Source organism: Hymenobacter arizonensis (assembly GCF_900115775.1).
Classification (GTDB): Bacteria; Bacteroidota; Bacteroidia; order Cytophagales; family Hymenobacteraceae; genus Hymenobacter; species Hymenobacter arizonensis.
Window position 1 is genome coordinate 246,062 of the sequence record NZ_FOXS01000002.1, and the last position, 21,905, is coordinate 267,966.

Genomic DNA, 21,905 nt, shown 5'->3' on the forward strand with positions numbered 1-21,905 from the left:
CGCTGTCGGAAGAACATTGCATTGCACAATCGTTAATTTAAGCCAGCATGTCGAGCACAACTAAATTCATCACCACCGCCGTCTTGCTACTCACGTGCTGGGGAGCGATTGCGCAAACCACACCGCCACCGTCGGCCCCACCAGCCGCCGCACCTGGCCCGCCCCGGCCCATGGGCCCCACCACCACACCCCCGGCCCACGACCCGGTGATGATTCGGCAGAATGGCACGTATTATATGTTCTGCACGGGCATGGGCATTGCAGTGTGGTCGTCGAAAGACATGAAAACCTGGACGCCCGAAAAGCCCGTGTTTGACGCGCCGCCTGCCTGGGCTGTGGCCACTGTGCCCAGCTTCAGAGGTCACATTTGGGCACCCGATATTTCTTTCGCCAACGGCCAATACAGCCTGTTTTACTCCATATCGGCCTTTGGCAAGAACACCTCGGCCATTGGCTTGGTCACGAACAAGACGCTGGACCCAAAATCGCCCGATTTTAAGTGGGTCGACCACGGCAAGGTCATCCAGTCGGTGCCGGGCCGCGACATGTGGAACGCCATCGACCCCAACCTGGCCCGCGACGCCGCCGGCACGCCCTGGCTCACCTTCGGCTCGTTCTGGAGCGGCATGAAGCTGGTGAAGCTCAAACCCGACCTCACGGCGCCCGCGCAGCCGGAACAGTGGCGCACCATTGCCCGCCGCCCCCGCGACTTCAAGCTGAACGACTCCCTGCCGGGCGATGGGGCCATTGAAGCGCCGTTCATCTTTAAAAAAGATGGTTTTTACTACCTCTTCACTTCGTTTGACTACTGCTGCCGCGGGCCCGAAAGCACCTACAAAATGGTGGTGGGTCGGGCCAAGGAAATCACTGGCCCGTATGTAGACCGGGCTGGCCTATCGCTGGAGCAAGGCGGCGGAACGCTGGTGCTGGCCGGCGACAGCAAGTGGTTTGGCGTGGGCCACAATGCCGTGGCTACGTTTGACAAGGCAGACTACCTCATTTTCCATGGCTACGATGCTTCGGATAAAGGGCGGCCTAAGCTGCGGGTTGAGAAGCTGGCTTGGGATAAGGAGGGGTGGCCGGCGGTGACTGGGAAGTAGCGGCTTGTTCGCCTGGGGCACCTCACCCCCTGACCCCCTCTCCCGTGGAGAGGGGGCACCGGTCTTGCTTTATGTACCGTGGACTGTGCGAGTCCGCACGTGGGCGGGTGTCGTTTAGGATGTCGTTCGGGTTTCGTTCAAGCGCGGACTCGCAGAGTCCACGGTACACTTCGTCAGGCTCCCCTCTCCGCGGGAGAGGGGTCGTACCCGGCAGGGCCGGGGGTGAGGTTCCCCGGCGAACGAGATGCCTGCCCCCCCCACAACGTTCTTTTTTTCTCCCCACCCGTAATTCCCTCGCGCCGCCCTTACGAAAAAACCCATTCTTTACAGACCTTTGGCGCTCTTACTAACCGCACCTCTATGAACCCTCTCGTTGCCATTCGCCAGTTCGACCAAAGCCTCTGGCTGGACTTTATCAGCCGTCCCATTTTGATTAACGGCAAGTTGCAGCGCCGCATCGCCGACGAAGCCTTGCGCGGCGTGACGTCAAACCCCGCCATTTTTGCCAAATCCATCGGCGATAGCGCTGACTACGATTCGGCCATTAAGGCACTGGCGCTGCAAGGCAAAACCACCGACGAAATCTACACCAACCTAGCCGTGTCCGACGTGCAGGCGGCCTGCGACCTGTTCCGGCCCCTCTACGACGGCGCCGACAACAGCAGCGACGGCTACGTGAGCCTCGAAGTATCGCCGACGTTGGTGAACGACACCGAGGGCACCATCGAAGAAGGCATGCGCCTGTGGCAAACGGTGGACCGCCCCAACGTTATGATTAAGGTGCCAGCCACGCTGGAAGGCCTGCCCGCCATCCGCCGCCTCATCGCCGAAGGCATCAACGTAAACGTGACCCTGATTTTTGGGCTGGAGCGCTACCGCCTCGTGACCGAAGCTTTCCTGGCGGGCCTCGAAGACCGGCTGCAAGCCGGCTTGCCCGTGGCGCGCATCGACTCCGTGGCCAGCTTCTTCCTGAGCCGCATCGACGTGCTGATTGACCCGATGCTGGAAAAAATCGCGGCCGAAGGTGGCGAGAAAGGCTCCCTGGCGGAGGGCATGGTAGGCGAAGTAGCCCTGTCCAGCGCCAAGCTGGCCTACCAGATGTACAAGGAGATTTTCGCTGGCTCGCGTTGGGAAGCCCTCAAAGCGCAAGGTGCCGAAACGCAGCGTTTGCTGTGGGCAAGCACCGGAAACAAAAACCCGAAATACGACGACCTGAAGTACGTCGAAAACCTCATCGGCCCGAAAACGGTGAACACCGTGCCGGTAGAAACGCTCGACATTTTCCGCGAGAAGGGCCAGCCCGCCAACCGCCTCGAAGAAGGCCTCGACAAGGCCCGCGAAGTGCTGCGCCGCCTGCCCGAGCTGGGTATCGACCTGGACGAGCAAACCAACTTCCTGGAAGTAGACGGCGCCAAGAAATTCAACGAGCCTTTCGGCAAGCTGATGCAGTCGATTGACATCAAGCGCACGCAGGCCCAAGGGCAGGCCGTGGTGCCCATGGCCACTCGCCTGGGCGGCTACCAGGCCGCTGTCGACAAGAAGATTGAGGAGCTGAACGACAAGAATTTCACCGAGGGTTTTTGGGAGAAAAAAGCCGACCTCTGGGTGCAGGACGAAGCCGGGCAGCAAAGCATCCGCAGCTTCATGGGCTGGCTGCGCGTGGCCGAGACCATGGTGGGCCGCGTGTCCGAAATCGAGCAGTTTGTGAATGAGGTGAAGGCCGCCGGCTTTAAGCACGTGGTGGTGATGGGCATGGGCGGCAGCACCATGGCACCCATCGTGTTCAAGGCCGCGTTTGAGCAGGGCGAAAACGGCCTGCCGATGTCGGTACTCGACACCACGGACCCCGGCACGGTGCGCGAGATTGAAGCGTCGGTGCCGCTGGCCGAGACGCTGTTTATCGTGGCCAGCAAGTCGGGCACCACGGCCGAGCCGCTGGCATTCGGCGACTATTTCTACGCCAAGCTGAAAGAGCTGAAGGGCGATAAGGCCGGCGAGAACTTCGTGGCCATCACCGACCCCGGCTCCAAGTTTGTGACCGATGCCACGGCCGCTAACTACCGCCGCATTTTCCTGAACTTCCCGGAAGTGGGCGGGCGCTTTTCGGCCCTCACGTACTTCGGCTTGGTGCCGGCGGCTCTCTATGGCCTGCCTATCGGCGAGATATTGGAGCGCGCCATCCGCATGATGCGGGCCTGCGGCGCCTACGGCTCGTCGGAGCGCAACCCCGGCCTGGAGCTGGGCGCCGCGCTGGGCGTGCTCGCAGAGCTAGGCCGCGACAAGCTCACGCTGGTAGTACCCGAAAAGCTGAGCGACCTGGGCCTGTGGCTGGAGCAGCTCATTGCCGAAAGCACCGGCAAGGAGGGCAAAGGCATCCTGCCCGTGGCCGGCGAGCCGCTGGGCGAGCCCGGCATCTACGGCCAGGACCGGGTGTTTGTGTACGTGGGCTACCAGGGCGAAGCCGATGAGGCCAACACCACCAAGCTGAAGGCCCTGGAGCAGGCGGGCCACCCCACCATTACCATCCTGATGGACGATGCGCTGGACCTCGGCCAGGAGTTCTACCGCTGGGAAGTGGCCACGGCCGTGGCCAGCGCCGTGTTCGGCATTAACCCCTTCGACCAGCCCAACGTGCAAGCCGCCAAAACGGCCACCGACGGCCTGATGAAGGTGGTAGAAGAACAAGGCAGCCTGCCCGAGAAAAGCCAGCCCGTCGCCAGCCAGGACGGCGTGACGTACTACTCCGCCGTGCAAGGCGAAGGTGCTGCTGAGGTGCTGAAGGCGTTTTTCGCCCAGGCCCGCCCCGGCGACTTCCTCTGCCTGCAAGCCTACCTAACCGAAAGCTCCGCCGTGAGCGAGAGCCTGCAGGAGCTGCGCGCCCGCGTGCAGGCGCAGTACCACATTGCCACTACGTCGGGCTACGGCCCGCGCTTCCTGCACTCCACGGGCCAGTACCACAAAGGCGGCCCCGAAACGGGCTTGTTCGTGCAGTTCACCGATGACAACCCGAACGACCTGGCGCTGCCCGGCCGCTCCTACACCTTCGGCACCTTCAAGAATGCCCAGGCCTTGGGCGATTTGGAGGCCCTGCACAGCTACAACCGCCGCACGCTGCGCGTGCACCTCGGCGCCGATGCGGAAAAGGGGCTGCGCACCATGCTGGCGGCTTTGCCAACAGCATAATCACCCAGAGTAAGAGGCGGCGGGCTACGGTCCGCCGCCTTTTTTAGCTCAGTTTACACAATCGATAATCTTAGCTCATGCAAACAAATCTGAGTACCCTAAAAACGTCTGTTCGCACGCTGCTTGGCACCCGGCTGGCCGCGCTCGCTGGCCTGACCTTAGCGGCTTCGGCCGCGCTGGCGCAAACTGCTCCCATGGCCCCGCCAACCCTTGGCGCCGCGGTAGGCGGCAACCCCGTTATCAAAAACAAATACACCGCCGACCCGGCCGCTATGGTGCAGAAAGGCACCGTGTACCTCTACACTGGCCACGACGAGGCGCCCCCGCGCCAGGAGCGCTACGTAATGAACGAGTGGCTGTGCTTTTCCTCGACCGATATGGTGAACTGGACTGAGCACCCGGTGCCCCTGAAGGTGTCGGATTTTTCCTGGGCCAAGGGCGATGCCTGGGCCTCGCAAGTGATTGCGCGCAACGGCAAGTTCTACTGGTACGCGGCCGTGGAGCACGGCAGCATCAAGGGCAAAGCCATTGGCGTGGCGGTGGCCGACAACCCCACCGGGCCCTTCAAGGATGCGCGGGGCACGGCCATTGTCAGCAGCGACATGACGCCCAACGACAAGATAGACTGGGCCGATATTGACCCCACGGTTTTTGTGGATGCCAAGGGCCAGGGCTACCTCTTTTGGGGCAACACCACCTGCTACTACGCCAAGCTCAAACCCAACATGACAGAGCTGGATGGGCCCATTCAAACCATCAAGCTGCCGCAGTTCACAGAAGCGCCTTGGGTGCACGAGCATAACGGCTGGTACTACCTGAGCTATGCCTCGCAATTCCCGGAGAAAATTGTGTACGCCATGAGCAAGAGCCTGGAAGGGCCGTGGGAATACAAGGGCATTCTGAACGAGGTAGCGGGCAACTCTAACACCAACCACCAAGCCATTATTGACTTCAAAGGGCAATCGTATTTCATCTACCACAACGGCGGCATTAACCCCGATGGCGGCAGTTTCCGGCGCTCGGTTTGTATCGATTATCTGTACTACAACAAGGACGGGACGATGAAGCGCGTGGTGATGACGACGGAGGGCGTGAAGGCGGCGAAGTAAGTAGCTCACCCGGGGAAACCTCACCCCCGGCCCCTCTCCAAAAGAGAGGGGAGCCTGACGACAGTTGTCATTGCGAGTGGAGCGCAGCGCAACGCGGCAATCCGTCCTGTTCTCAGCGACTCGCCTCTTAATGTGACAAAGCCCCGGTACTGCGCAGTGCCGGAGCTCTTCGTTTCATTGAACTGTCTGGTCTTATCAGGACGGATTGCCGCGTTGCGCTGTGCTCCACTCGCAATGACAGCGCCGCCGTGGCTCTCCTCTTTTTTGGAGAGGGGCCGTGCCCGGCAGGGGTCAAGGGATGAGGTCCCGCTGTAAAGGCCTTCAGCTCTTACCGCATCCACGTCCGCACGTAGCTGCCTTTGGGGTCGTAGCGCTTGGCTTGCTGGGCTACGTCGAAGGCGGTGTCGCGCACGTCGGTGCCGGTGCCGGCGATGTACTTCCAGTTGCCCCAGTTCGAGGCCGGGTCGTGGTCGATGAGCTGGTGCTCGAACCAGGCGGCGCCCCAGCGCCAGTCCTGGTGCAGGTCGTGGATGAGGTAGCTGGCGGCGTTTTGGCGGCCGCGGTTGCTCATGAAGCCAGTGGCGGCCAACTCGCGCATGTTGGCGTCGACGAAGCCGTTGCCGGTGCGGCCCTGGGTCCAGCGGTCGAAGGCGGCGCGGTCGGGGTTGGGGGTTTTGGGAAGTTGGCCTCGCAGGCCCGCAAGGCGGAAAAAGTCGGCCCCGGCGCGACGGGCCAGCAGCCGGAAATAATCGCGCCAGATGAGCTCCAGGCGCAGCTGCTGCGAGCCCTTGCCGTTGCGACCGGCTACTGCTTCGTAGGCGTCAATCGCCGCCCAGATTTGGCGGGCCGACAAGCTGCCATTGGCCAGCCAGGGCGAAAATTTGGTGCTGAAGGCCTCGCCCAGCATCTCGTTGCGGGTGTCGTTGTAGCGCGCAATGAGGCGGCGGTCGACGGCGTAGTCGTGCAGGCGGGCCAGGGCGGCCGTTTCGCCCCCACCCAATGCCGGCAGAGCAGAGCGGGCGTCGCGGGCCAGCACGTTTGCCGACAAGCCGATTGATTTAGCGATGACAGCCGCCTCAGGCAATGGAGCGGGCACTACGCCGGCCGGCAACGGCGGTAGCTGGCGCGGGGCAGGCAGCGGCGGGCGCACCGGCGTGCCCACTGCGGCATCGAACCGAAACTTGCTGAATGAGAGCGGCAGCTGGCGCACGGGAATCGGCAGGTCGTGCGGGTGCAGCAGCGAAAGTGTCTCGAAGAAACGCAAGGGCACGCCGCGGCCCAGGGCAGCCGCCAGGTCGGTTTCGGCGGTGGTTTCCTCGTGTGGGTGCTCGGCGCTGGCCCACACGGTATTCAGGCCCAGTTCGCTGGCCAGGCGGGGCAACTCGGTGGTGGGGCTGCCCACTACGAAGTGAATGCCGGAGCCCAGGGCCGCGTATTGGCGCTGCAAGTCAGCCAGGGTTTCGAGCAGAAACGGTAGGCGGTGCGGGCCCAACCGCGGCAAGCCGAGGTAGCGGTCGGGGCCGAGGGTGGCGGGGTCGAAGCAGTAAACGGGCAGCAGGGCTTCGGTGTGGGCGGGAAGGGCGGCTAGTGCTTCGTTGTCGTGCAAGCGCAGGTCGTTGCGCAGCCAGTAAAGGATTTTCATGCAGCTTGTATCAAAGGCGGGTCTTTTGCCTTCGGTACAACGCTTGGTCAGAAGCAATGTTTGTGGGACTGCCAGGACGATAAGCTAGCATAGGCTCTGCGATTTTGCGCTGTGTTTTACTGACGGTGGTTAGTTTTAGTATCAGCCCATCATGCTGAGCGCAGCCGAAGCATCTCTACTGCGTAAGTAATTTGGTTTACTGCCGCGGTAGAGATGCTTCGGCTGCGCTCAGCATGACGTTTTTCCGAATTTCCAGACACACTCTTATTTCTGAATCTGGATGCGTAGGTTCTGCACCTGTTTGCCCATCTGCAGCCGCAGCAGGTAGATGCCGGAACTCAGGTCCAGGGCATCGACTGGCACTTCGCGTATTTCATCTGCCGTCAGGCTGCCGGTGTAGAGAGTGCGCACCCGCCGGCCCTGGAAGTCGAACAGTTCCAATTGGGTGGGGCTGGCCACGCCGGCGGCCGTGATGCGCACCCGGAACTGACCGGTGCTGGGGTTAGGCGAAGCTTCCAGGGCCGCCAGACCAGCGGCCGCAGCCGTTACCGGATGCGAGGCCACCATCCGGGCCTGGGCCGAGGCACCTACGGTGATGGTGATGGTGCCCAAGGAGTACAGAATGGGGGTGCACGCCTCCAGCCCACCGTACTCGACTACGTAGCCGGCGGTAGTGCCTCCGGTGTTGCAATTGTCCACGTCGTTCCACAGGCTGGAGTTGCCGTAGAGCTGGGCGTAGTCCTCGCCTTGGGGGCGCCACTGGTTTTTGTAGTCGTCGGGCTGGCCGGGCAGCCAGTGGTTGTAAGCCGCGCCGATGCCGTTGGGTCCGCCACGCCAGATGAGTTGGCCGGCTTCGGGGCCGGTTTTCCAGCGCCACTCGCCTTCCACGGCGTCATCGCTGGCCCCAAACCAGTACTGGCCTTCGGCGTGCCCTTTGAGGAATTCTTTCTCCCCGGCAAAGGTGATGGTGGCCAGATACCCCTGCATGCCTTGGTAGCGGCGGGCGGCGGCAGCTGCCTGCGCATCGGTCCAGCAGATGCCCGGTGCGCTCACAAATTCATAGTAATGATACGTTTCTGAGCTGGCCAGCACGGGGCCGTTCTCCTGAATCAGATACGGAATGGTGACCCGGCCCGCAAACCCCGCCCAGGGGGTGAAGGTGTACGTGCCGTTGGAATTGCGCACGAGCGTGCCCGAGCTGGGGGTGCCCACCCGGCTTACTTGCAGGGGCCGGCCCTGTGGGTCGGAGTCGTTGGCCAGCAGCTGAGCTGCCGTGAAAGTTAGCGAACCGGCCGTCAGGGTAAAGCCGTCGGGGCCGGCGGTGGGCTGGTTGCGGGTGTTGTTGCATACCGGAGCAGCAGACTGCAAGTATTTCACAGTCAGCATATCGGCGCCGCTGGCATTGTCCGTTGCTTGCGAGCTTCCGGTCACGTAGATATTGCCCGTGGGGTCGAGGGCCAGGGCTTGGGCGCTTTCGAAACCCGGGGTGCTGTAGCGGGCCAGCCAGAGCTGCTGACCCGTAGGCGAGTATTTCAGGGTGGCGTAGTCGGAAGAGTCGTCCCCATCCGATTTCCCCATTACGTACACGTTGCCCGCCGCGTCGGTAGCCAGGTCGGCGGGTATATCCAGTCCGCTACTTGGGCCGTTGTACTCCACCGACCACAGCTGCTGCCCGGTGGTCGAATACTTGGTCGTGACGTAGTCGGCAACGTAGGCCATCCCTCCCATGCCGCTGGCCACAAATACGTTGCCGGCCGCGTCCAGGGGTACAGCTTGGTGGCGCCGGTGATGTCGATGCTGGCGGGTTTGCTTTGGCCGGGAGTTTCGCGGGTGATGGGGCCGCTGGCCCAGGCGGCTTCGTTTTCGGAGGCCAGTTCCTGGTCTTGGGCGTTGAAAAGGGCCAGGAATTTGTCGCCGGTGGCGGGGTCGTCGGCGGTCCAGGCCACGAGATTGTCGCGGCGGAAAAGCTGGCGGTTGCGGGCGCTGTTGCGGTGTATGGCCAGCACGTTTTTGTTGGTAAGCAAGCTCAGCGTGAAGGCGTCGTTGCTGGGCAAGTCGCCGCCAAACATCAGCGGCGAGCGGAAGATGCTCCACAGCGTCATCAGCGTGATTTGCTCATCGCGGGTGAAGCGGCTCATGCGGTCGTCGCCCCGCTCGGCCCGGATGCCCAGGCGGCCCAGGGGCAGCATGTCGGCATCGGGCCAGGAGCCGGGGCTGATGTGCGGTGCCCACCGCTCGCACACGTCGAAGTGCTCTTTCAGCTGCTCCCAGCTGTCCCAGAAGTCGCCCACGGTGCGCCACATGTTGGCGTGGGCCGCCACGTGCTTGGCCTGGGCAATAAGCGTTTCGCCAGGCGAGGTGCTAAGCACAATTTTGCGGCCCGAGCGGTCGATGGCCTTGCGAATCATCTCCACTTCCGGCGCGTGGTAGGGCGAGGACAGGTCATCGACTTTCACAAAATCCACCCCCCACGAGGCGTAGAGCTTGAACAGCGAATCGTAGTATTCCTGCGCGCCGGGGCGGCCGGCCACCACGGTGTACATATCGCGCAGCCAGCCGGCCTGCCCTTCCTTGCTGTAGATGTCGGCGGCAGTGGCCTTGCTGCCGAGGATGGGCAGCTTGCGCTGCACTGCCACCACGGGCACGCCCCGCATGATGTGAATGCCGAATTTCAGGCCTTTGGCGTGCATATAGTCAGCCAGCGGCTTGAAGCCCTTGCCATCCGCCGCTGAGGGAAATCGGTTCGGGGCCGGCACGAAACGGCCGTAGGCGTCGAGGTTGAAGTCCGGGTCTTTTTCGTTGTAGCCGTGGGCCGTATCGTTGCCCACGTACCAGCGAATGTCCACTACCACGTATTCCCAGCCGCTGCTTTTGAGGTTTTTGGCCATGTAGTCGGCGTTGGCGCGTACCTCGGCTTCGGTCACGGTGGGGCCGTAGCAGTCCCAGCTGTTCCAGCCCATGGGCGGCGTGGCGGCCCATTGGTGGAAGTCGGTTTTCGGTGCGGCTTTTTGGGCGTAAACACCGGTGAAGCCACCAAGCACAAGAGCCGCGACCAGTAACTGAGTGGCTGTTTTCATACAGTCATTTGCTTTGGTTAATCATTAAACAGAACGTCATGCCGAGCGCAGCCGAGGCATCTCGCGTGGGGAACCTCACCCCCGGCCCTGCCGGGTACGACCCCTCTCCAAAAGAGAGGGGAGCCTGACGATTCTAGAACAAGCCGGACCGGTTCCCCCTCTCTTTTGGAGAGGGGCCGTGCCCGGCAGGGGCCAGGGGGTGAGGTTCCCCACGCGAGATGCCTCGGCTGCGCTCGGCATGACGTTCTGTTTACCAATGGTATTGGTGTGAGGAACCAACACCTTATTCAACCACGATTTTCTGGGTGAACGTGCCCAGCGAGCCCCGGGCTTGCAGCACATATAGGCCCGCCTGCAGCCTCGCTTCGATGGGCAAAGACGTTTGGCCGACGCTGGGGCAGGTAAGCACCTGCCGGCCCTGCATGTCAGTGAGCGTAACCGTGACCAGGCCAATGGAAAGCTCATTACCCAGCTCCACCACGAAGCGGCCCTGCGAGGGATTGGGCGAGACACTGAACGGTGCCGGGCTCGGGGTTTGGGTAGTGGCCAGCGCCGTGCGGGCCAGGGCCGTGGCGCTGATGGTCCAGCGCTGGCAGGCATTGGCCAGGTAGTCGTAGAGGGCCAGGGTGACGCCGGCCGTGGTCGAGCAGGCCGGCACTTCCACCGCGCGGTTGCCATTGATGGACGATAGCACGTAGCCACCGTTGTTGGCCCGCTCAATTTTGAAGCGCTGGCTGGTCGCACCGGTGTAGTTGTTCAGCTGCAGCTTGGCGCCGTTGGTGGAGCTGCCGCCCACCACTTCGGCCGCCAGCCCGGCTCCCACCGCCGAGTTGATGCGGTACTCGCCGTTGCCAACGGGCGTGAGGCGCCATTTCTGGCAGTTCACGCTGCTGCTGGTGCCCTGCGCCACGGGCTGAAACTGTGCGCCAGTGCAACCCCAGGCATCCCATACCTTGCCGGTGCTCTGGTTGGTGAGGGTGTAGAGGCCGGAGGCAACCCAGTCGCGGGTGATGAAGGGCCAGGCCGCCGCGTCCCATCCCATGTTGCCCACGCTCAGGCGGGCCCGGCCATTTTCGTTGGAGTCGTAGTAGTGGTGACTGAAGTAGTTGGCGCCGTTTTCGACGAACAAGCCGGCGTGGCCCGGGCCCACGTAGTTGCCCGAGGTGGCAATAAGCGTGGTGCCGCCGTTCCTGTTCAGGTCTACCCCGTTCTTGTCGAGGTAAGGACCGGTGATGCTCGTGGAGCGACCAATCTGGATGTAGTACGTGCTGCTGGAGCCTTTGCAGCAGGCGCTCTTGTTGATGAACAGGTAGTAGTACGAGCCGTTGCGCACGATGTAGGGCGCTTCGCTGGGGCTGTTGTTGCGGGTACCGGCGGCGTCCACGTTGCCGGCCAGCCAGTAGAAGCTTGTGCCGGAGCGTTTGCCGGTGGTGCCGTCGAGCCGAATCAGGCCCAGGCCCTTGAAAAAGGAGCCGTAGGTCATCCACAGCGCCCCAGCGGCATCGGTCACAATGGCCGGGTCGATGGCGTTGATGGCGCTGCTTGAACCGCTCGATACCACTTCGCCCTGGTCGACCCAGTTGTAGTTGGGATTGGCGGGGTCCAGCGTCACGTTGGTGGCCAGGCCAATGGCCGACACATTGGAGCCAAACGTGGAAACGGAGTAGTAGAGGTAATACTTGCCGTTGCGATACACGCACTCCGGCGCCCAGTATTCGCCGGCAAAGCCCGGCACGCGGCTGGCTATCCAGGCTGGCCGGGTGCCGTTGAACACGCTGCGCGGGCCCGATTGCCAGGTTACCAGGTCGTACGAAAACATGGCGTAGATGTCGGTGCCCGTGGTGAACACCCAGTACTTGTTGCCTTCCTTGATGATGGACGAAGGGTCGTGGCAATTATCGTTGCCTTGCAGGGCGAAGCTGCGCTGGCTGCCAAGCAACAGTAGCACCAGCAGGCACAGCCCGCCCCACCAACGGGGCCAGGCAGTGGCGGCGCTACGGAACGAGCCGGCGACACGCCCGGCAGACTGCGAATGGGTAGAAACGGATGTATAACTGCTTTTCATTATGTGGGAATTGAAGGTGAAAATGCGGTAACAACCAGAAAAAAGGACCTGGCACAAGCACCAAAGTGTCACGCAGCAGGTGGGCAGGAAGAGTAGGGTTTTTCTTTAAATAGGCAACTCAATCGATTGTGTAAGGCAATTAAAAAAGGAGCGGCTTTCTGGGCCGCTCCTTTTCACATTACTTCCGGGCCGGAATGCGCAGCACCGTGAAGGAGTTTGGCGCCAGCGTGTAGCTCACATTCGAGCCCGACACGGAGAACGTTTCTTCCTTCGGCGTGAGCTTGGTGGGCTCCTGGATGGTGTTCAGGGTGTTCAGGTCGTCGCTGGCCATCACGAAAGCCTTGCCACTGTTGCCCATTTTCTTGGCGCCGGCCAGGTTCACTTTCACGGCGCGGGGCGTGGTAGAGTAGTTCACCAACTTCACAATGACGTCGCCGGTGGGAGCATCGGTCACGGCGCTCGCGAAGAGGTTATCGGTGCCGTTTTTGGCTTTACCGGGCATGGTTACGGGCAGCACGCTGGTGCCTTTGTTCAGGGCGTAGAGCTTCTGCACATAGTAGTTCACGGTGCCATAGGAGGTCAGGTTGTCGAACCAAATCATGTTCGGCGTCCACTGCCAGGCATCGACGTGGGCGAGCATGGGCGCGTAGGACGCCATGGTCACTACGCCAGCGTTGCGCTCCAGGCCGGTCATAAACGCGGCTTCGGAGATGGCGCAATCCCAGTTGTTCTTGTTGTCGGGGCTGCCGATGGCCACGCTCTGGGCGGCGTACTCGCCGGCGAAGATTTTGGGACCGGTGCGGGGGTAGTTGTCGTAGCGGCCGGCGTTCTGGCGGAACCACTCGGGCTTGGCGTAGTAGTGCTCGTCGATGAACTCAGCCTTCAACTCGCGCATTTTCAGCGTGGCTTTTTCGAAATTCTCACCATCGGGCGAGGGGCCCACGCTCGATACGATTTGCATGTTGGGGTACTTCGCCTTCACGGCCTTGGCAAAGGGCTCGTAGCGCTCCAGGTACTGCGGGCCCCACTGCTCGTTGCCGATGCCAATCATCTTCAGGTTGAAGGGCGCGGGGTGGCCCATTGCCACGCGCTTGGCGCCCCAGGGACTATTGGCCGGGCCGTTGGCGAACTCAATCAAATCGATGGCATCCTGGATGAAGGTTTCCAGGGTGGGCTCACCCGCGTGGTTGGCGTCGTGGCCGGCCGCATTCGGGCCCTTCGCGGCACTGCTGGTGATGGGCGCCAGCTCGGCCGAGTTGAACTGGCAGGCCATGCCCACGTTCAGAATCGGTAGCGGCTCAGCACCGATGTCTTCCGATAGCTGGAAGTACTCGAAAAAGCCCAGGCCAAACGACTGGTAATAGTCGGGCGTGTAGCGGTGCTTAAACTCCTTGTTCCAGCGGTTAATCATGGGCTGGCGCGAGGCTACGTCGCCGATGGTTTCTTTCCACTGGTAGCGGTTGTCGAGGGTGATGCCCTCCACAATGCAGCCGCCGGGGAAGCGCAGGAAGCCGGGGTTCATGTCCTTGAGCAGTTGCACGAGGTCGGGGCGTAGGCCGTTTTCGCGCTTCATCCAGGTGTCTTTGGGGAAGAGCGACACCACGTCGATGTCGGCCGAGCCAGCGCCGTCCAGGGTGAGCTTCAGGCGGGCACTGCCCGACGTTGCCGACGGCTTCATCACCACGCTGTACTGCTTCCACTCGTTGGTGAGACCCGTGATTTTGGCTTGCGCCAGGCCCTGGCCCGAAAGAGGCGTTTCGGGACCGGCACCGGGCCGGCGGGCTTCCTCCAGCGTCACGGTCAGGCCGCTCACGCTGCCGGCGCCCTTCCGTGCGTAGATGGAAAAGGTGTACTCCGCGTCCTGCTTGACGCCCATGCCCCGGAAGCCTTCGTTCACGAAGCCCGCATCCGGGCCCGCCACCTTGGTGCTGAGGCGCAGGAAGTGGTTATTGGCATTGCTGATGGGCCGGTCGCTGGAGATGATGTAGGTCTCCAGGCCCGCCGCACCGCGGATGGCTTTCCAGCCAAGGAGGTGGTCGTCGGTTTCGAACGACTTGTTCTTCACCAGCTCGGGGTACAAGCCGCCATCGGCTGCGAAGTTGATGTCCTCGAAAAAGAGGCCGTACATGTTTTTAGCCACGGCCGCGCCGGGCTTGTTCACCTGCACGGTGATGGTGGCCGGGGCCGACTGAGCGTACGCAGCCGGGCCGGGCAGCAGGCCCAGCAGGGCGAGGCCAGTGGCCAAGCGTGCAATTCGGGAAGCGGGAATTTGGAACATAGATTCAGTAGTTTACAAGAAATAACTGCTTAAAGAAGAACGTCATGCAGAGCGCAGCGAAGCATCTCGCCCGGAGTGGTGACTCAACGAAGCGAGCGAGATGCTTCGCTGCGCTCTGCATGACGTTCTCTTGTGGTTTGTTCTGACGGTTACCAGAATTTGGTGTAAAGTGCGGTGATAAGCAGCAGGATGATGACGATGAGCACCAGCGTCTGCCGGCTCACGCGGAACAGGCCGGGCTGCAGCTCAATGGCCTTAGCGCTAACCCTCGGGCCAACGAGGCTAATGGCGACCATCAGCAGCATGGTGATGGCAAACGAAAGGCCCATGCAAATCAGGAACGGGATTTCGTAGGTACCGCGGCCGTTGGGGAAGGCCGTGTAAAGCAGCGTTTCAGGGCCGAGCACGGCTGGGGCGTAGTTGTTGAAGAACACCGACATTACAAAGCCGGCCAGCACGCCCACAATGGCCGCCGTGGCCGTGGTGCGCTTCCAAAACAGACCCAGCAGGAAGATGGCTAGGATACCGGGCGAGATAAAGCCCGTGTACTTCTGAATGAACTGGAAGCCGCCTTCGCCGCCGATACCCAAAAGGTCTTTCCAGGTCAGGGCCACGCTGATGACCACGGACGCCAGGATGGTGAGACGTCCCACCCACACCTGCTTCTTCTCGGTCGCTTCCGTGTTGAGGTAGCGCTTGTAGATGTCGAGGGTGAAGATGGTGGAGATGGAGTTCACCTTGCCCGCCATGGAGGCCACAATGGCCGCCGTGAGGGCAGCCATGCTCAGGCCCTTCAAGCCATCGGGCAGGAAGGTGAGGATGGCCGAATAGGCGTTGTCGGAGTTGAACGCGCCGGTAGAAGACATTTCGGCCTGCAGGCTGCCGTTTTTGTAGAGCACGTAGGCCGCAATGCCGGGCAGCATCACAATCACGGGCATCATCAGCTTCAGAATGGCGGCAAACAGAATGCCGGTGCGGGCCGTGTGCAAGTCAGCGCCCAGGGCGCGCTGGGTGATGTACTGGTTGCAACCCCAGTAGTTGAGGTTCACAATCCACTGGCCAGCCAGATACATCGCAATACCGGGCAGCGACAGGTACTTATCAACCTCCACCTGCGGGGTATCGGCCGTAGGCTTTGGGAATATCATGTGGAAGTGGTCGGGCGCCTTGCTCATGAGGGCATTGAAGCCGGAGATGGCACCGCCGCCCAGGCCAAACTTGTCGCTTACCAGCGTAAGGGCGATGTAGGTCGTTACCAGACCACCCACCACCAGCACCACCACCTGCACCACGTCGGTGTAGCCCACCACCTTCATGCCGCCAATGGAAATGAGGATGGAGAAGAGGGCCAGCAGCACAATGATGACGTGAAAAGTATCGCCGCCCACCAGGTTGCTGAGGGCCAGCGCACCGAGGTAAAGAATCGACGTCAGGTTGACTAACACGTAGAGAAAGAGCCAGAAGATGCTCATAATCAGGCTCAGCGTGGAATTGTAGCGCTGCTCCAGAAACTGCGGCATCGTGAAGATTTTCTCCTTCAAAAACACCGGCATGAAAAACACCGCCACAATGATGAGCACAATGGCCGCCACCCATTCGTAGGCCGCCACGGCCACGCCCACCTTAAAGCCGGAACCCGACATGCCGATGAACTGCTCGGCCGAGATGTTGGAGGCAATCATGGAGGCACCAATGGCCCACCACGTCAATGACCCTTCGGCCAGGAAGTAGTCTTTGGTGCTTTGTTCGCCCTTTTTCTTGCTCTGGTAGATGTAATAGCCATAAGCTGTCACACCGACCAGGTATATCAGGAAAACCGCTATGTCAAGCGGGGTTAATTGATTGCGCATGCAGGGGTTTGGGGTGGATGGCGCGGGGCTCTGCCTCGTGCCGATTATTCGCAGGCCTCGGGCCTGCTGCTTTGAACACTACTTGAACAACAGCTGAATAGCTCAACCACAGTTCGACGATGCAGGCCGGGAGGCCTGCGAGTAATTAACACGGGGCAGAGCCCCGCGCTATCGCCCTTTATCGAAAAGCCACTTCGTTGTACCGCAGCTCGTTTTTGAACGTGCGCAGCTTGGTGTCGTCGTCAATCAGCACGTATTCAATACCAGCCATTTCGGCAAAGTCTTCCAGGTACTCGGCGGTTAGGTTTTGGCTGTAGCCGGTGTGGTGGGCACCGCCGGCCAGTATCCAGGCGGCTGCGCCGGTGGCGAGGTCGGGCTTCACTTTCCAGAGCACGCGGGCTACGGGTAGCTTGGGCAGGTCGTGCTCAGGCGCTACGGCTTCTACTTCGTTTACTATCATGCGGAAGCGGTTGCCGAGGTCCACGATGGTCGCGTTCAGGGCCGGGCCGGCGGGGCAGTTGAAAACCAGACGCACGGGGTCGGCTTTGCCACCGATGCCCAGCGGGTGCACTTCGCACTTCACTTTGCCTTCGGCGATGGTGGGGCAGATTTCCAGCATGTGTGAGCCGAGCACCTGCTCGTTGCCGGGCGCGAAGTGGTAGGTGTAATCTTCCATGAAAGAGTTGCCGCCGGGCAGGCCGGCGCCCATCACCTTCATGGCGCGCACCAGGGCCGAAGTTTTCCAGTCGCCTTCACCGCCGAAGCCGTAGCCCTCGGCCATGAGGCGCTGCGTGGCGATGCCGGGCAGCTGAGCCATGCCGTGCAGGTCCTCGAAAGTATCGGTGAAGCCTTTAGCGCCGGTGTCCTGCAGGAACTTGCGCATGCCGGCTTCGATGCGGGCCGCTTCGCGCAGGCTGTCACGCTGGTCGCCGCCGTCTTTCAGGGCATCGGCCAGTTCATACTCCTGCTCGTAGGTAGCCATCAGCTCGTTCACCTGCTCGTCGCTTATCTGGTTGATAACCGCCACGAGGTCACCGATGCCGTAGGTGTTTACCGAGTAGCCAAACTTGATTTCGGCTTCTACTTTGTCGCCTTCAGTCACGGCTACGTAGCGCATGTTGTCGCCGAAGCGGATGAACTTGGCACCCTGCCAGTCGGCCCAAGCGCTGGCCACTCTGGACCACACGCTCAGGCTTTCCTGCACCGCGGCGCTCTGCCAGTGGCCCACCACCACTTTTCGATTGAGCCGCATGCGAGTCCCAATGAAGCCAAACTCCCGGTCGCCGTGCGCCGATTGGTTGGTGTTCATGAAATCCATATCAATGTCCGCCCACGGAATGTCACGGTTGAACTGGGTATGCAAATGCGCCAGAGGCTTTTGCAGAATTTTCAGGCCGTTTATCCACATTTTCGCGGGGGAAAACGTGTGCATCCAGGCAATCAGACCCACGCAGTTTTCGGTGGTGTTGGCCTCCTGCATGAGCTTGTAAATCTCCTGCGGCCCCGTGAGCACCGGCTTATACACAATCTTGATGGGCAGCTTGGTGCCAAGCTCAGCGGCAATCTGCTGCGAGTGCTGGGCTACCTGCTCGAGGGTTTCGGGACCGTAGAGGTGCTGGCTACCAGTAATAAACCAGGCTTCGTAATGGGAAATGTCAATCATAGGAGGGTGGAATTAAGCGAAGCCGAAGCTACACAATCGTTAATCTAAATTGGCTGTAGCGCGGACTTTGCAGTCCGCGTCCCCGCGCCGCTGGGGTTATTGGGGTTGTTACTAAAGTCGTTCAGGTGTCGTGCCGGGACGCGGACTACAAAGTCCCTACCGGGTACGACCGCGCTACTTTACGACTGCCCGTAGTAGGAATTCACGCCGTGCTTACGCTCGTAGTGCTTCTGAATTAATGCGTCTTTCAGGCGCGGCACGTTGGGGCGCAGCGTGCAGCTCAGGTAGGCCATGCGGGCCACTTCTTCAAGCACAGCGCTGTTGTACACGGCTTTCTCCACGGTCTTGCCCCAGGTGAAGGGAGCATGGTTGGCCAGCAACACCATTTCGACTTCCTTGGGCGAGAGGCCGCGGCGCTGGAATTCGTTAAGAATCTGCCAGCCGGTTTGGTGCTCGTAGTCGCCGGCAATCATGGCGTCCTCCATGGGCGGCGCGCAGGGAATGTCGGCGGTGAGGTGGTCGGCGTGGGTGGTGCCCAGAATGGGGATGTCGAGCTGGGCCTGGGCCCACGACGTAGCGTAGGTAGAGTGCGTGTGCACAATGCCGCCAATATGGTCCCAGTGGCTATAGAGCACGGCGTGGGTTTTGGTGTCGGACGAAGGGCGCTTCTCCCCTTCCAGCACGTGGTTGGCGAAGTCCAGAATAACGATGTCCTCGGCCTTCAGCGTGTCGTAGGGAACGCCGCTGGGCTTGATGGCGAACACACCCTTTTCGCGGTCGACCACGCTGGCGTTGCCGAAGGTGAACAGCACCAGCCCCAGCTTGGGCAGCTGCATGTTGGCATCATAGCACGCCTGTTTCAGGTCTTGGTACTGGCTCATGCGTGGGCAGCTTCAGCGGTTTCTTTGGCAACTTTTTCGCCGCCCAGGGTGGTCGTTTCCACAAACTGCCCGAAGGCCTGGTACTGCTCGTAGCGGGCCTGGTAGTCGGCCACGCGGGCGGGGTTGGGCGTGTAGGTTTCGGCAAAGCCGCTGCCCATGGTTTTTTGGGCGGTCAGCACGTCGGGGTGAACGCCGGCCGCCACGGCCGCGTACATGGCCGCGCCCAAAGCAGGCGCCTGCTCCGACACTGCAATTTTGATGGGCCGGTTCAGCACATCGGCCAGGGTCTGCATCACAAACTGCGACTTCTTGGCCACGCCGCCAATGCCTATGACTTGCTTAATGGGAATATCCTCGTGCTCAAACCGCTCCACTATTTGCTTGGAGCCATAGCAGATGGCCTCCACCAGCGCCCGGAAAATCTGGGGTGCGCTGGTGCCCATGGTCAAGTTCATGATGGCGCCTTTCAGGGCCTGATTGGCGTCGGGCGTGCGGCGGCCGTTCACCCAGTCCAGAGCCAGTACCGAGGACTCGGCCGGGTCCACCGCCGCGGCGGCTTCGCTGAGCTGCACCAGCAGGGTGTTGCTCATTTCTTCGCGCAACGCGGCCTGCAGCTCCGGCGTCAGCACCTTAGAACTTGGGAGCACCTGCTGCAAGGGCCACTCCAGCATCTGGCGGAACCAGGCCAGCAAGTCGCCGAAGGCCGATTGGCCGGCCTCAAGTCCGAGCATGCCCGGAATCACGGAGCCATCGACCTGACCGCAGATGCCCGCTACTAGATGGCTGCCCACTTCGTTGGTGGGGGCCACCACAATATCGCAAGTGCTGGTGCCCATCACCTTCACCATCGAATAGGCTTCGATTTCGCCGGCTACGGCGCCCGCATGGGCATCGAACGAGCCTACAGCGACAACAGTGTCGGTGGTGAGACCGAGGCGCTGGGCCCACTCTTCGGTGAGGCGGCCGGCTACTTCGTCGGCGGTATAAGTTTGCTCGAACAGGCGTTCGCGCAAGCCCGCCAGTTTGGGCTCGAGGTGCGTGATGAATTCTTCGGAGGGCAGGCCGCCCCAGCTCTCGTGCCACATGGCCTTGTGGCCCGCGGCGCAGCGGCTGCGCTTGAAGCTGGCGAGGTCGCCGCCGGTGAGCATCAAAGTCAGCCAGTCGCAGTGCTCCATCCAAGAATGCGCAGCGCTGGCAACGGCTTCATCCTCACGCACCACGTGCATGATTTTGGCCCAGAACCACTCGGAGGAATAGATTCCCCCCTCAAACTTAGTGTAATCCTCGCCGCCCCAGGTGCGGGCTTTGTGGTTGATTTCGGCAGCTTCGTCCAGGGCCGTGTGGTCTTTCCAGAGCACGAACATGGCGTTGGGATTGTTCTCAAAACCCGGCGTGAGGGCCAGGGCCACGCCCTGCTCGTTCACGGCACCGGGCGTCGAGCCGGTGGTGTCCACGGCCAGGCCCAGGATTTGGGCGACCGGTACTTGCCCGGATACCTGGCGCACCACGGCCTCCAGGCCCTCGATGTAGTCGAGCGGATGCTGGCGAAACTGGTTGCGGGCGGGGTTGCAGAATTGGAGGGTTTTCCAGCGGGCGTAGTTGTGTACGGCCTGGCTGATTTCGGCCCCTGTGCGGGCATCGACCAGCACGGCACGGACCGAGTCGGTGCCATAGTCAACACCAATAACGTAGGCAGGAGTGGCGGATTGTTGTTCCACGGGATATAAAATAGGGAGGAAGTAGGAATAGGATAAATGAAGAAATGGGGGACAAAGACGAAGGAGAAGGTTCCCACCACTGGTACCCTCGTGCTTCATCCCCCAATCTTCATTATGGGTTATTTCCGCACCCCAAACTTGTAAACGCTGGTGGAGCGGAACGTCTCGCCCGGCTTCAGCACCGTGTTGGGGAACTTGGGCTGATTGGGCGAATCGGGGAAGTGCTGGGTTTCGAGGCAGAAGCCGGCGTGCTTGCCGTAGGTGGTGCCGGCCTTGCCTTTCAGGGTGCCGTCGAGGAAATTGCCGGTGTAGAACTGGATGCCAGGCTCATCGGTAGTTACCTCCATGGTGCGGCCGCTCACGGGCTCGTATACGGTGGCTGCGGCGTGCATCTTGGCCGAGGCATTGTTCAGCACCCAGTTGTGGTCGTAGCCACCGGGCACCTGCGCAATGCGCTCGCCGATGGTGTGGGGCGTGGTGAAGTCGAAGGGCGTGCCCTTCACCGGGCGCAACTCGCCGGTTGGAATCAGCGTGGCGTCGACCACGGTGTAGCGGTCGGCGGGGATGGTTACTTCGTGATTCAAGATGTCCTTGCCAGCGCCGTGGTTCAGGTTGAAGTAGGCGTGGTTGGTGAGGTTGATGGGCGTGGCCTTGTCGGTCGTGGCTGTGTAGTCAATTTTGAGGGCGTTGTCGTTGGTGAGGGTGTACACCACGGTCACGGTCAGGTTGCCGGGGTAGCCTTCTTCACCGTCCTTGCTCAGGTAGGTCAGCTTGAGGCTTTGGCCGTCGGCCGAAGTGCCGGGCTCGGCCTGCCACACCACTTTGTCGTAGCCCACTTTGCCGCCGTGCAGGGTGTTGGGCCCGTTGTTTTTGGCGAGGGTGTAGCTTTTGCCATCGAGGGTGAATTTGCCTCCTTTAATGCGGTTGCCGTAGCGGCCAATCAATGCACCAAAGTAGGGGCCTGATTTCAGGTACTCCGCGCTCTGGTAGCCGCTCACGTTATCAAAACCCAAAATCACATCGCCCATCTTGCCGTCCTTATCGGGCACCATGAGGCTGGTCAGCGTGCCGCCATAGTTGGTGATAGTGGCCTGGGCGCCGCTGGAGTTGCGCAGCGTAAAGAGCTGCACTTCGGTGCCATCGGTGGTTTTGCCAAAAGGGGCGGAAACGGGCATGGTCGTGGTGGTTTTAGTAGAGTCGGCAGTAGTGGTCGAAGCGGCGGTGCTCTGGTCGGCAGAATTATTCGACCCACAGGCCGCCAGCAACAGCACGCTGGAAAGGGGTACGGCCAAACGCACGGAACGGAGGGGTATGGTCATTACAGAAAAGCGATAAAAGA

13 protein-coding genes are annotated in these 21,905 nt (G+C 61.4%); 3 read left to right on the top strand and 10 right to left on the bottom strand.

What is annotated here, in order from left to right; all coding sequences use genetic code 11:
* Positions 1-47: 47 nt before the first annotated feature.
* The 3 genes from BMZ66_RS07550 (at position 48) to BMZ66_RS07560 (ending at position 5,392) form a co-directional block, all read left to right on the top strand.
* Positions 48-1,100: an arabinan endo-1,5-alpha-L-arabinosidase gene (locus BMZ66_RS07550; RefSeq protein ID WP_234795020.1), complete on the top strand. Its 1,053-nt coding sequence runs from the start codon at positions 48-50 to the stop codon at positions 1,098-1,100.
* Between the two features lie 360 nt (positions 1,101-1,460).
* Positions 1,461-4,283: a bifunctional transaldolase/phosoglucose isomerase gene (locus tag BMZ66_RS07555; protein ID WP_092670729.1), complete on the top strand. Its 2,823-nt coding sequence runs from the start codon at positions 1,461-1,463 to the stop codon at positions 4,281-4,283.
* Positions 4,284-4,360: 77 nt separating this feature from the next.
* Positions 4,361-5,392 (top strand): glycoside hydrolase family 43 protein, encoded by a 1,032-nt coding sequence (locus BMZ66_RS07560; protein ID WP_234795021.1) that lies wholly within the window; start codon positions 4,361-4,363, stop codon positions 5,390-5,392.
* A 328-nt stretch (positions 5,393-5,720) separates the two neighbouring features.
* Here BMZ66_RS07560 and BMZ66_RS07565 read toward each other — a convergent pair whose 3' ends face one another.
* From BMZ66_RS07565 to BMZ66_RS07610, 10 genes are all read right to left on the bottom strand, one after another.
* Entirely contained in the window at positions 5,721-7,034 is a 1,314-nt protein-coding gene (locus BMZ66_RS07565) for a DASH family cryptochrome (RefSeq protein WP_092670731.1), read from the bottom strand.
* Positions 7,035-7,298: 264 nt separating this feature from the next.
* Positions 7,299-8,690: a cadherin-like domain-containing protein gene (locus BMZ66_RS26030; protein WP_234795069.1), complete on the bottom strand. Its 1,392-nt coding sequence runs from the start codon at positions 8,688-8,690 to the stop codon at positions 7,299-7,301.
* A complete protein-coding gene (locus tag BMZ66_RS25810; RefSeq protein ID WP_092670735.1) occupies positions 8,612-10,111 on the bottom strand; it encodes a glycoside hydrolase family 27 protein in 1,500 nt (499 codons plus the stop codon). The genes BMZ66_RS26030 and BMZ66_RS25810 overlap by 79 nt, the downstream gene beginning before the upstream one ends.
* A 283-nt stretch (positions 10,112-10,394) precedes the next feature.
* Positions 10,395-12,176 (bottom strand): family 43 glycosylhydrolase, encoded by a 1,782-nt coding sequence (locus BMZ66_RS07580; protein ID WP_092670737.1) that lies wholly within the window; start codon positions 12,174-12,176, stop codon positions 10,395-10,397.
* 178 nt (positions 12,177-12,354) lie between these two features.
* Positions 12,355-14,454, bottom strand: a complete 2,100-nt coding sequence (locus BMZ66_RS07585; protein ID WP_092670739.1) for an alpha-L-arabinofuranosidase family protein — start codon at positions 14,452-14,454, stop codon at positions 12,355-12,357.
* Positions 14,455-14,603: 149 nt separating this feature from the next.
* On the bottom strand, positions 14,604-16,304 hold the full coding sequence (locus BMZ66_RS07590; protein WP_092670741.1) for a sodium:solute symporter family transporter: 1,701 nt from the start codon (positions 16,302-16,304) through the stop codon (positions 14,604-14,606).
* Between the two features lie 178 nt (positions 16,305-16,482).
* On the bottom strand, positions 16,483-17,967 hold the full coding sequence (araA, locus tag BMZ66_RS07595) for an L-arabinose isomerase (protein WP_092670743.1): 1,485 nt from the start codon (positions 17,965-17,967) through the stop codon (positions 16,483-16,485).
* A gap of 179 nt (positions 17,968-18,146) precedes the next feature.
* Entirely contained in the window at positions 18,147-18,848 is a 702-nt protein-coding gene (locus tag BMZ66_RS07600) for an L-ribulose-5-phosphate 4-epimerase (protein ID WP_092670745.1), read from the bottom strand.
* Positions 18,845-20,566 carry a ribulokinase gene (locus BMZ66_RS07605; protein WP_234795022.1) on the bottom strand — a complete coding sequence of 574 codons (1,722 nt, stop codon included), beginning with the start codon at positions 20,564-20,566 and terminating at the stop codon, positions 18,845-18,847. Before BMZ66_RS07605 ends, BMZ66_RS07600 begins: the two co-directional genes overlap by 4 nt.
* A gap of 119 nt (positions 20,567-20,685) precedes the next feature.
* Positions 20,686-21,885, bottom strand: coding sequence for an aldose epimerase family protein (locus tag BMZ66_RS07610; protein WP_092670749.1), 1,200 nt, complete (start codon positions 21,883-21,885; stop codon positions 20,686-20,688).
* Positions 21,886-21,905 lie beyond the last annotated feature (20 nt).